The 11238-nt window shown below is 71.4% G+C and carries 8 protein-coding genes; 1 reads left to right on the top strand and 7 read right to left on the bottom strand.

The genetic code is table 11. The annotated features are described in order from the left end of the window. Nucleotides 1-10 precede the first annotated feature (10 nt). Both ORI94_RS18090 and ORI94_RS18085 read right to left on the bottom strand, forming a co-directional pair. A complete protein-coding gene (locus ORI94_RS18090) occupies nucleotides 11-787 on the bottom strand; it encodes a TIGR03936 family radical SAM-associated protein (RefSeq protein WP_266076658.1) in 777 nt (258 codons plus the stop codon). Between the two features lie 48 nt (nucleotides 788-835). Next, nucleotides 836-1957: a hypothetical protein gene (locus tag ORI94_RS18085; RefSeq protein ID WP_266076656.1), complete on the bottom strand. Its 1122-nt coding sequence runs from the start codon at nucleotides 1955-1957 to the stop codon at nucleotides 836-838. A gap of 191 nt (nucleotides 1958-2148) precedes the next feature. Between ORI94_RS18085 and ORI94_RS18080 the strand changes: the two genes are divergently transcribed. Further along, entirely contained in the window at nucleotides 2149-3144 is a 996-nt protein-coding gene (locus tag ORI94_RS18080; RefSeq protein ID WP_266076652.1) for an ion transporter, read from the top strand. 88 nt (nucleotides 3145-3232) lie between these two features. Here the strand turns inward: ORI94_RS18080 and ORI94_RS18075 are convergent, their stop codons facing one another. The 5 genes from ORI94_RS18075 to mreD all read right to left on the bottom strand — a co-directional run bounded on the left by ORI94_RS18075 (nucleotide 3233) and on the right by mreD (nucleotide 11231). After that, entirely contained in the window at nucleotides 3233-5197 is a 1965-nt protein-coding gene (locus ORI94_RS18075) for a TIGR03960 family B12-binding radical SAM protein (RefSeq protein WP_266076650.1), read from the bottom strand. 87 nt (nucleotides 5198-5284) lie between these two features. Then, nucleotides 5285-6847, bottom strand: coding sequence for a CYTH and CHAD domain-containing protein (locus tag ORI94_RS18070; RefSeq protein ID WP_266076647.1), 1563 nt, complete (start codon nucleotides 6845-6847; stop codon nucleotides 5285-5287). A gap of 126 nt (nucleotides 6848-6973) precedes the next feature. After that, complete coding sequence (gene rodA, locus ORI94_RS18065; protein ID WP_266076645.1) at nucleotides 6974-8176, bottom strand: rod shape-determining protein RodA; 1203 nt, start codon at nucleotides 8174-8176, stop codon at nucleotides 6974-6976. Then, complete coding sequence (gene mrdA / locus ORI94_RS18060) at nucleotides 8173-10476, bottom strand: penicillin-binding protein 2 (protein ID WP_266076642.1); 2304 nt, start codon at nucleotides 10474-10476, stop codon at nucleotides 8173-8175. Before mrdA ends, rodA begins: the two co-directional genes overlap by 4 nt. 89 nt (nucleotides 10477-10565) lie before the next feature. After that, complete coding sequence (mreD, locus tag ORI94_RS18055) at nucleotides 10566-11231, bottom strand: rod shape-determining protein MreD (RefSeq protein ID WP_266076639.1); 666 nt, start codon at nucleotides 11229-11231, stop codon at nucleotides 10566-10568. Between the last annotated feature and the right edge of the window lie 7 nt (nucleotides 11232-11238).

Genomic DNA, 11238 nt, shown 5'->3' with positions numbered 1-11238 from the left:
GGGACCTTCCTTACGCCGGCACCGTCGCGGTGGCAGTGGCACCGGCCGGTTGCGGCTCGGTCGCTGCTGCCTCGCGGTCGGGCGCGAGCGGGTCGGTCACCGTGCCGGTCTCTTCATCGAGCAGCCCCTGCGCCAGCCTGGTCACCGCTGCGGGGACCGGCGGCGCCAGATCGGCCACGGCGCGGAGACCGGACAGGACGTCGTCGGGTCGAACGGCAGGCGTCACGTGCCGAACAACCAGCCGCAGTATCGCACAGGGCCGGCCGGTCGGCCTATCGGCCGCCGAAGAGGGCGTTTTCACACTCTCCAGATCCACGACCGCACTGCGGGCGTCGAACGTACGGACGCCGTTCTTCGTCCGGCGCTGCACCTCGACGGTCCCGGCCGCGTTGAAGGCGTCCACCGCTCGGCGGGCCTCCTCGGGGTCGACCTCGTCCAGCCGCAGCTCCCACACCGAGGCCGTGAGCCGGTCGGCGAGACCCGGGGTGCGGGCCTCGGCCGCCTCCACGATGTCGAGGCCCGTGGGCAGCGACTCGTCGAGGAGCGTTCTGAGCACGTCCGGGTCACGCTCCTGGGTGAGCGCGATCTCGAGGTACTCCGCCTCACTGCCCGTGCCGGTGGGTGCGGCATTGGCGTACGACACCTTCGGGTGCGGCGTGAACCCCGCCGAGTACGCCATCGGCACCTCGGCACGGCGCAGCGCGCGCTCGAAGGCACGCTGGAAGTCACGGTGGCTGGTGAACCGGAGGCGGCCGCGCTTGGTGTAACGCAGTCGGATGCGCTGCACCGCGGGTGCGGGCGGCGGGCCTTCGGGCTGTCGCTTGCCCAGTGTCGTTCAGTCCTTCGTGAGTGCGGTCGTACTGCTACCAAGAGTACGCGTGTCGGCGCCGATAGGTTCCCGCCGGTCCTCGACCGGTGCCGGCCGCCGCTCCCCGACGAGCGTCCGGCGGAGGTCGGCGCGCGCCTGCCGCAGCGTCGCGCGGGCGGAGGCGAGGGACTGCCGTACGGCCCGCCCCGCGGCACGGCCCGCCGCGGCGGCGGGCCGCAGCACCACGTCCCGCACCACGTGCCCCACCGGTGTCAGCACATGCGCGTACAGCAGGCGCGCCGGTTCCACGACGGTCCACCGGACGAGGGCCCTCACGAACCGCCCCACCGCGAGCGAGACGTACCCGGTGACCCGCCAGGCGTGTCCGAGGGCGCTCCCGATCTCCCGCACGACGACGGCGAGCACCCTCCCCACCGGCGCCAGAACCCAGCGCCACACGGCGAGCAGCGGCAGCACGAGCAGGATCCGGGTGATCCAGTAGAGCCCCGTGCCGACGCCGGTGACGAGCACGTCCACCAGCCGCGCCAGCCCCTTCGCACACCGGACGGCGGCCCGCCCGACGGGCGTGAGCACCCACCTGTACACCCAGGCGCAGGGCACGACGACCAGGTACCGCGTGAGCCGGGCGAGGGCCGCGAACACCCCGAGCCCGATCGCGGCACAGACGGCCACGATCCCGCGCAGCACCCACGTCACGCCGCGCCCGAAGGGCGTCAGCACGCGCGCGTACAGCCACACCAGCGCGTGCCCGAGCGGCACGAGCACGTACCGGTACAGCCACCCGGCGGGCACGACGACCGCCAGGTTCCCGAGCCACGCGAGCGCTCTGCCGAGCGGCACGAGGACGTACCGCCACAGCCCGGCCAACGGCCACACGAACACCGCGCGCCCGGCCCACAGCAGCGCCCGCCCGAGCGGACGGAACACGGTGCGCTCCAGCCACCGCGCGGCGACGGCACACGCGTCCCACACCAGCCGCACCGGCAGGACCACGAGGAACACGACGATCCGCACCGGCAGGCGGATCGCCACGGCCAGGCACCCCTCGCCCGCGGCGTCCGGCTGCCGCCGCGAGGGCCGCGGTACGGGCGGTGTCGGTCTCTCGGCGTCCGGCTTCTCCAGGTCCATGCAGGTACAGACGCCCCGGCGGGCCGTTCGGATGCACCGGTGCCGGGCCGACGCGTCGCCCTCCCCGCATCGAGCACCATCGAATCTACAATGCTGTAGAAAACAGCTCTGGAGTGTCACCGCCGCGCGAACCCGCCGGCCCGTTCGCACCTCGGGCATGGCGCGCGGCACGAAGGAGCAGATACAGCACGATGAACGACCACCCTGCCCCCAGGGGCGCCACGCCCCGGCCGCCCCGGTCCCGACCCCTGCGTCGCGTCCTGGCGGAGAGGGCCCACGCCCTCTCCGAAGCCCGCTGGTTCGCCCTGTCCGTCTTCGCCCTGATCATCGTCAACGCGGTCCTCCTCGGAGCCGAGACCTACAGCGGGCTCGCCGAGGACTGGCACCGCTGGTTACGCCTCGCCGAACACCTCTGCCTCGCCGCCTTCACCGCCGAGATAGCCGTACGCGCCTGCGCCCACGCCGACCGCCCCCGTGACTTCTTCCGCGACCCCTGGAACGTCTTCGACCTCGCCGTCGTCGCCTGCGCGTTCCTCCCCGTCGTCCGCGAGAACACCACCGTCCTGCGGCTCCTGCGCCTCGCCCGTGTCCTGCGCACCGCCCGTTTCCTGCCCCAACTGCGCATCGTCATCGTGGCGGTGGCCCGCAGCCTGCCCGGCACCGTCAGCTTCCTGCTGGTGGGCGCGCTCCTGCTGTACGTCTACGCCATGGTCGGCTGGGTCTTCTTCGGCGAGGCGAACCCCGGCCAGTACGGCTCCCTCGGCCGCGCCGTCCTCACCCTCTTCCTGCTGATGACCCTGGACGGCCTCGGGGACGCGGTCCACGCGGGCCTGGAGATCTCCCGCTGGAGCATCGTCTACTACGCCTCCTACGTGCTGATCGCCTCGTTCGTCCTGGTCAACGTCCTGATCGGAGTCGTCATCAGCTCCCTGGACGAGGCCCGCGAACTGGAACGCGAACAGTCCCCCGCCCCCGACGCCCTCCCGCCCCCCGCCCGGGTTCCGGCCCCCGTCCCGGCCCCGGGCCCCGACGTGGACCTGCGCATCCGCATCGCCATCGCCAGGAAGGCGTTGGACGACCTCGAGGCCGTCCTCCCGCCCCTGCCCACCACCCATCCGCCCGGGCCGGCAGCAACAGCAGCACGGACACCGGTACCGGCCACGACGTCCGACACCGCACGGCCGTGACACCGCGTCACCACCGCGGGCCGCGAACGCCGGTGGGCCCACCCCTGTGTTCGGGAGTGGGCCCACCGGACGTCTCGTGGCCAACGGCTCAGGAGGTCGCCCCACTGGGAGCCGACGCCGCGTTCTTGACCGTCAGCGGCAGCAACTTCTTACCGGTTGGTCCGATCTGAATACTGGTGTCGAGCTGGGGGCACACGCCGCAGTCGAAGCACGGGGTCCAGCGGCAGTCCTCGACCTCCGTCTCGTCGAGGGCGTCCTGCCAGTCCTCCCAGAGCCAGTCCTTGTCGAGGCCGGAGTCGAGGTGGTCCCAGGGGAGGACCTCCTCGTAGGTGCGTTCGCGGGTGGTGTACCAGTCGGCGTCCACCCCGAACCGCGCCAGGGACTTGTCGGCGCAGCGCATCCAGCGGTCGTAGGAGAAGTGCTCGCGCCAGCCGTCGAAGCGGCCGCCGTCCTCGTAGACCGCGCGGATGACCGCGCCGACGCGGCGGTCGCCGCGGGAGAGCAGGCCCTCGATGATGCCGGGCTTGCCGTCGTGGTAGCGGAAGCCGATGGAGCGGCCGTACTTCTTGTCGCCGCGGATCCTGTCGCGCAGCTTGGTCAGGCGGGCGTCCGTCTCCTCGGCCGACAGCTGCGGGGCCCACTGGAAGGGGGTGTGCGGCTTGGGGACGAAGCCGCCGATGGAGACGGTGCAGCGGATGTCGCCCGAGCCGGAGACCTCGCGGCCCTTCTGGATGACGTTCATCGCCATGTCGGCGATCTGGAGGACGTCGTCGTCGGTCTCGGTGGGCAGGCCGCACATGAAGTAGAGCTTCACCTGGCGCCAGCCGTTGCCGTAGGCCGTGGCGACGGTCCTGATCAGGTCGTCCTCGGAGACCATCTTGTTGATGACCTTGCGCATGCGCTCCGAGCCGCCCTCGGGGGCGAAGGTGAGGCCGGAGCGGCGGCCGTTGCGGGTCAGCTCGTTGGCCAGGTCGACGTTGAAGGCGTCGACACGGGTGGAGGGCAGCGAGAGGCCGATCTTGTCCTCTTCGTAGCGGTCGGCGAGGCCCTTGGCGATGTCGCCGATCTCCGAGTGGTCGGCGGAGGAGAGGGACAGGAGGCCGACCTCCTCGAAGCCGGTGGCCTTGAGGCCCTTCTCGACCATGTCGCCGATGCCGGTGATGGAGCGCTCGCGCACCGGGCGGGTGATCATGCCGGCCTGGCAGAAGCGGCAGCCGCGGGTGCAGCCGCGGAAGATCTCCACCGACATGCGTTCGTGGACCGTCTCGGCGAGCGGGACGAGGGGCTGCTTGGGGTAGGGCCACTCGTCGAGGTCCATGACCGTGTGCTTGGAGACGCGCCACGGCACGCCCGACCTGTTCGGTACGACGCGGGCGATCCGGCCGTCGGGGAGGTACTCGACGTCGTAGAAACCGGGGACGTACACGCCGCCGGTCCTGGCCAGGCGGAAGAGGAGTTCCTCGCGGCCGCCGGGGCGGCCCTCCTCCTTCCAGGCACGGATGATCCGGGTGACCTCGAGGACCGCCTGTTCGCCGTCGCCGATGACGGCGCAGTCGATGAAGTCGGCGATCGGCTCGGGGTTGAACGCGGCGTGACCGCCGGCCATGACGATCGGGTCGTCCGGGCCTCGGTCCCCGGCCTCGAGCGGGATGCCGGCGAGGTCCAGGGCGGCGAGCATGTTGGTGTAGCCGAGCTCGGTGGAGAAGCTCAGGCCGAACACGTCGAAGGCCCTGACCGGGCGGTGGCTGTCGACCGTGAACTGGGGGACGTGGTGCTCGCGCATCAGTTCCTCCAGGTCCGGCCAGACGCTGTAGGTGCGCTCGGCGAGGACGCCGTCCTGCTCGTTGAGGACCTCGTAGAGGATCATGACTCCCTGGTTGGGGAGTCCGACTTCGTACGCGTCGGGGTACATGAGCGCCCAGCGGACGTCACAGCTGTCCCAAGGCTTGACCGTGGAGTTGAGCTCTCCGCCGACGTACTGGATCGGCTTCTGCACATGCGGGAGCAGAGCTTCGAGCTGCGGGAAGACAGACTCGGCGGCTTCGGCAGGCATCTCGGAACCTTTGTGTGCGGGCAGGGGGGACCATCCAGCCTAACCCGGCCGGAGAGGTCCCCCGCACGGCCCGCGGCGGGCCCGGCGTCAGAAGGCGCTGCTCTTCCTGATCCGTTTCCAGGTTTCCGGGAGGGCCGCCTCGACGGTCTCCGCGCGGCGTTCCTCGTGTCCGTGGAGCAGGCCGTAGGTGAAGGCGCTCTCCCCCGCCGCGTGGGCGACGGCGGACAGTTCGCGCAGGGTCTGGCGGGCCATGACGCTGTCCTGGTGGTCGCCGAGCAGGCTCTGCAGCGTCTTCATGTCCTTGGCCAGGTCCTTGGCGGGACCCTTGAGGGCCGGGGCGGCGGCCTCGGCGGCGTAGCGGGTGCGCTTGCTCTTCTTGCGGGCTTCGTGCACGGCGACGTCGCGGTCGTGGCCGGGCGGCAGGTCCAGTGCCCGGGCGACGAGGCCGGACACCTTGGCGAGGTCCTTGCCCACGGCCTTGGCGAGCACCTTCCCGGGGTCGCGGGCGGCCTTCTTGCGCAGGGGCGGGTCGGCCAGCAGGGTGTCGAGGGTGTCGAGCAGGGAGAGGTAGCGGCGGGAGTCGAGGACGGCGGTGACCTCGTTGTGGGCTGTGCGGTGGCCGGCCTCGGACCAGGAGGCCAGCCGCTTACGGACGGGGCCGTGGACGAGGGTGTCGGGCAGTTCGGCCAGGGCCGAGGTCAGGCGCTCGGCGAGTACTTCCTGGTCGCGGTCCAGGCCGAGTTCGGCGGCCAGCCACTTCAGGTCGGCGCCGATCGGGTCGGTGGTCTCCCGGTCCAGGACGGAGCCGAAGGAGCGGAAGGTGCTGCGCAGGCGGCGGGTGGCGACCCGCATGCGGTGCACGGAGTCGGGTACGTCCTGGCGTACGGCGGGGTCGAGTTCGACGAGCGCGTCCCGCTGGGCGCGGACGTAGGCGAGGACGTGGTCGCCGGCGTCGACGGGTGTGCCGACCGGGCGGCTGCGGTGTTTGCGCTTCGGTGCCGCGGCCGGGGCGGGTGCGGGAGCGGGGGCGGCTTCCTCGGGAAGGCCGGCCGGGGGTGCGGTCTCGGCGAGGGCGCGGGCCAGTTTGGAGGCGGCCTTCGACGGGCGTACGCCCGCCTTGCGGAGCCGCTTGCCGACCTTGTCGAGGAAGGCGGGGTCGCCGTCGTCGGCGAGTTCGACCTCGATCTCGGTCCACCGGGCGGTGCCGCCGTGGCCGGTGAGGCGTTCGGCGCGCACCGTGTCGACGCTGATCTCGGCGAGGAGCCGGCCGTCGGCGTCGAGGAGGTGGCGCAGGTCCCGGTCGGAGCGCAGCCGGACCACGGGCTTCAGTTCGGCGTCACGGACGCGGGAGCGGACGAGGCGGGCGAGGCTCTCCGGGAGGGTGTCGGAGAGCGGGGCGTGGATCTCGTCGCGCACTCCTGGGGCGACGGGGAACTTCAGGTGCCAGCCGGCGTCGGGGCCGCCGGTGCGCCTGCGCAGGGTGAGGGAGGCGGCGGCGAGGCGCTCGTCGGCGGTGTCGTAGTAGGTGGCGTCGAGAGGGGTCACACCCCGGTCGACGACGGACCCGACGCCGGGGACGCCGGTCAGGTCGGGGAGTCCGCTGCCGTCGGACTCGTACTTGCGCTCGATTTCACGTTTCGTGTCCGCCATGACTCGCAATCTCTTCGTGGCCGGTGGTCCCGTCCGACCCGGTTTCCCCGGTCGGTGCCGGGGAAACCGGGTCGGTGGGAAAGGACCGGCGGCCTCGCCGGACCGGGTCACGCGGACAGGTCCGGGTCAGGCGGACAGCGGGCGTTGCAGTCTGATCGACTGCAGGAGGCCCACGGCCAGCCACACCGCGAACATCGACGAGCCGCCGTAGGACACGAACGGCAGGGGCAGACCGGTGACCGGCATGATGCCGAGGGTCATGCCGATGTTCTCGAAGGACTGGAAGGCGAACCAGGCGACGATGCCGGCGGCGACGATGGTGCCGTACAGGTCGGTGGTGTCGCGGGCGATGCGGCAGGCGCGCCACAGGATGACGCCGAGCAGGACGATGATGAGTCCGCCGCCGACGAAGCCGAGTTCCTCCCCGGCGACGGTGAAGACGAAGTCGGTCTGCTGCTCGGGCACGAACTGGCCGGTGGTCTGCGAGCCCTCGAAGAGCCCGGAGCCGGTGAGACCGCCGGAGCCGATGGCGATGCGGGCCTGGTTGGTGTTGTAGCCGACGCCGGCGGGATCGAGCTCGGGGTTGGCGAAGGCGGCGAAGCGGTTGATCTGGTACTCGTCGAGCACTCCGAGCTGCCAGACGGTGATCGCGCCGACCGCGCCGGCGCCGATCAGGCCGAGGACCCACCGGTTGGAGGCGCCGGAGGCGAGCAGGACGCCGAGCACGATGACGACCATGACCATGACCGACCCGAGGTCGGGCATCAGCATCACGATGAGCATGGGGACGGCGGCCAGGCCGAGTGCCTGCAGGACCGTGCGGTGGTCGGGGTAGGGCTTGTCGCCCGCGTCGACCCGGGCGGCGAGGAGCATCGCCATGCCCAGGATGATCGTGAGCTTCACGAACTCGGACGGCTGGACCGAGAAGCCGCCGCCGAGCTTGATCCAGGAGTGGGCGCCGTTGATGGTGGAGCCCAGCGGGGTGAGCACGAGCAGGATCAGCAGCACCGAGGCGCCGTAGAGGACCGGCACGGCCGTGCGCAGGGCGCGGTGGCCGAGCCAGAGCATGGCGATCACCAGGGCCAGGCCGATGCCGGTGTTCAGCCAGTGCCGGACCAGGAAGTAGTACGGGTCGCCCTGGTTGATGTCGGTGCGGTTGCGGGTCGCCGAGTAGACCAGCAGGGAGCCGAGCAGCGACAGGGCGAGCGCCGACAGCAGTATCGGCCAGTCGAGGCGCCGGGCCGGGGAGTCGCGGGCGAGGAGCCGCGTCCAGCCGGCCCGCTCGGGTCCGTATCCGGAGACGTGGAAGCTGTTGACTCCGCCGGTCATGGTGCCGACCTCCGGTCTGCCGTGCGGCGTGCCCGGACGCCGCCGCGCCGTGCGCCGCGCCGTCGTGCTTCGCCCCCTCGTGCGTCGCGGCGGCGGGTGTCGCGGTTGGCCGGCGGGGGCGTGGTCGTGGTCGCGCCCTGCTCCTGGGGCAGGGCGGGTGCCTGTTCACCCTCCGCGGCGGCCCGCTGCTCCTTGGCCGGGTCCTCGGAGATCTTCGGGGAGACGATGGTGCCGTCCGTCCTGACCTTGGGCAGCGTCTTCTGCGGGGTCGGCAGCAGTGCCTTCTTCTCGTCGATGACGCCGTCCGGGGAGACCCCGTACAGCGCGTTGTAGACGTTGCGCACGGCGGGGCCCGAGGCGCCGGAGCCGGTACCACCCTGGGAGATCGTCATGACGATCGAGTAGTCCTTGGTGTAGGTGGCGAACCAGGAGGTGGTCTGCTTGCCGTAGACCTCCGCGGTGCCCGTCTTGGCGTGCATCGGGATCTCGTCCTGCGGCCAGCCGCCGAACCGCCAGGCGGCCGTACCGCGGGTGGCGACCCCCTCGAGGGCACCGTCTATTTCGGCGAGGGTCTTCTTGGTGATCGGCAGCTTGCTCTGTGCCTCGGGCTCGATCTCCGTGACCTTCTTGCCGTCGGGGCTGATGACGGCCTTGCCGACGGTGGGCTGGTAGAGCGTGCCGCCGTTGGAGAGGGCCGCGTAGACGGACGCCATCTGGATGGGGGTGACGAGGGTGTCGCCCTGGCCGATGGAGTAGTTGACGGAGTCACCGGCGCGCAGGCGGTTGCCTTCGAGGCAGTTCTCGTAGGCGATCTGCTCGACGTAGCTGCCGCCCTTCTTGCCGGACTTGCACCAGGCGTCCTTGTTCGCCTTCCAGTAGTCGAGCTTCCACTGGCGGTCGGGGACACGGCCGGTGACCTCGTTGGGCAGGTCGATGCCGGTCAGTTCGCCGAGCCCGAACTGGTGGGAGGTCTTGTAGAACCAGTCCTGGGCGTTCTTCTTGGGCTTGTTGCCGCCGTCGCGCTTCCACTCCTCGTGGGCGAGGCGGTAGAAGACGGTGTCGCAGGAGACCTCGAGGGCACGGCCGAGGCTGATGGCGCCGTGGTTCTGGGACTCGAAGTTCTTGAAGACCTGGCCGCCGATGGAGTACGAGCTGGAGCACTCGTAGGGCCCGTCGAAGGAGTACCCGGCGTTGACCGCGGCGGCGGTCGGGATGACCTTGAAGATGGAGCCGGGTGCCGACACGCCCTGGATGGCGCGGTTGAGCAGCGGGTAGTTGGAGTCCTTGCCGGTCAGGTTCGCGTAGTCCTTGCCGGAGATGCCGCCGACCCAGGCGTTGGGGTCGTAGCTCGGGTTGGAGGCCATGGCGACGACCCGGCCGGTCTTGGCCTCCATGACGACGATGGCACCGGAGTCGGCCTCGTAGAGGCGGTTGGTGTTGCGGTCCATCTCCTTGCGGGCGGCTTTCATCGCCTCGTTCAGCTCGTACTCGGCGACCCGCTGGACGCGGGCGTCGATGCTGGTGACGAGGTTGGCACCGGGTTCGGCGGGGTCGGCCTGGGCCTCGCCGAGGACGCGGCCGAGGTTGTCGACCTCGTAGCGGGTGACGCCGGCCTTGCCGCGCAGCTCCTTGTCGTACTGGCGCTCGAGGCCGGAGCGGCCGACCTGGTCGGAGCGCAGGTACGGCGAGTCGGTGTCCTGCGCCTTCTGGAGCTCCTCGTCGGTGACGGGCGAGAGGTAGCCGAGGACCTGGGCCGTGTTGGCCTGTCCGGGGGCCGCGTACCGGCGTACGGCCTGGGGTTCGGCGCTGATGCCGGGGAAGTCCTCGGCGCGCTCGCGGATCTGCAGGGCCTGCTTGGCGGTGGCCTCGTCGGTGATGGGGATGGGCTGGTACGGCGAGCCGTTCCAGCAGGGCTGGGGGGTCTCGGCGTCGCACAGCCGGACCTTCTCCATGACGTCCTTGGCGGGCATGCCGAGGACACCGGCGAGCTTGGTGAGGACCGCCTCGCCGTCGTCGCGCATCTTCATCAGCTCGGTGCGGGAGGCGGAGACGACCAGCCGGGTCTCGTTGTCGGCGAGGGCCACTCCGCGGGCGTCCAGGATGGAGCCGCGGACCGCGGGCCGGACGACCTGCTGGACGTGGTTGCCGGAGGCTTCCTTGGCGTACTCGGCGCCTTCGCGGATCTGGAGGTACCACAGGCGCCCGCCGAGGGTGCCGAGGAGGGAGAGGACGAGGACCTGGATGACGACGAGCCGGATCTGCACCCGGGTGCTGCGCCCGGTCTCGGGGATGTTACTCATGGGCGCAGCCCATTCCGTTGAGGGTGGTGGCGGCAGACGGGTGGGCGAGGGTCACGCGGCGTCCTCCCGCTCGGCGAGGTGGTGCGGGGTCACAGGCGCTTGACCCCCTTGATGCGGCCGGCCCGCGCCACCCGTGCCCGCGCCGCCTTCGCACGAAGGCCCCGCTGGGCGCCGACGCGCAGCCCGGTGCCGCCGGAGCTCCAGCCGGAGGCGACGTCACCGGACTTGGCGGAGCTGGTCTCGGCGAGCGGGTCGTTCTCGGCCCGGCGGGCCAGGGCCATGACGCCGGGGACGACGAACGGGGCGAGCAGCAGGTCGTACAGGGCGGCGCTGAAGAGCAGTCCGCCGAGGCCGACATGGCGGGCTGCGGTGTCACCGACGAGGGCGCCCACGCCGGCGTAGAGCAGGGTGGAACCGACCGCGGCGGCGACCACCACGGTCATGGGGCCGGTCGCCGATCTCACCTGGCCGGACTCGGGCTTGACCAGTCCGGCCAGGTAGCCGATGACGCACAGCACGAGGGCGTAGCGGCCGACGGCGTGGTCGGCGGGCGGTGCGAGGTCGGCGAGGAGTCCGGCGCCGAAGCCGATGAGGGAGCCGCCGACGTGGCCGTAGACCAGGGCGAGGCCGAGGACGGTGAGCAGGAGCAGGTCGGGGACGGCGCCCGGGAGGTGGAGGCGGGCGAGGACGCTCACCTGGATCACCAGGGCGACGACGATCAGTGAGCTGGAGAGCAGGATCCGGTTGACGCGCATGGGTGAC

The sequence above is a fragment of the Streptomyces sp. NEAU-W12 genome, from assembly GCF_026242095.1.
Taxonomy (GTDB): domain Bacteria; phylum Actinomycetota; class Actinomycetes; order Streptomycetales; family Streptomycetaceae; genus Streptomyces.
This window is presented reverse-complemented; position numbering and strand designations above follow the sequence as displayed.

Excerpts from the sequence above, each read along its gene's own strand:
- ORI94_RS18085 (WP_266076656.1), bottom strand. The coding sequence starts at position 1,957 with ATGGACCTGGAGAAGCCGGACGCCGAGAGACCGACACCGCCCGTACCG.
- mreD (WP_266076639.1), bottom strand. The coding sequence starts at position 11,231 with ATGCGCGTCAACCGGATCCTGCTCTCCAGCTCACTGATCGTCGTCGCC.
- ORI94_RS18070 (WP_266076647.1), bottom strand. The coding sequence starts at position 6,847 with ATGGCGGACACGAAACGTGAAATCGAGCGCAAGTACGAGTCCGACGGC.
- ORI94_RS18080 (WP_266076652.1), top strand. The coding sequence starts at position 2,149 with ATGAACGACCACCCTGCCCCCAGGGGCGCCACGCCCCGGCCGCCCCGG.
- ORI94_RS18075 (WP_266076650.1), bottom strand. The coding sequence starts at position 5,197 with ATGCCTGCCGAAGCCGCCGAGTCTGTCTTCCCGCAGCTCGAAGCTCTG.
- mrdA (WP_266076642.1), bottom strand. The coding sequence starts at position 10,476 with ATGAGTAACATCCCCGAGACCGGGCGCAGCACCCGGGTGCAGATCCGG.
- rodA (WP_266076645.1), bottom strand. The coding sequence starts at position 8,176 with ATGACCGGCGGAGTCAACAGCTTCCACGTCTCCGGATACGGACCCGAG.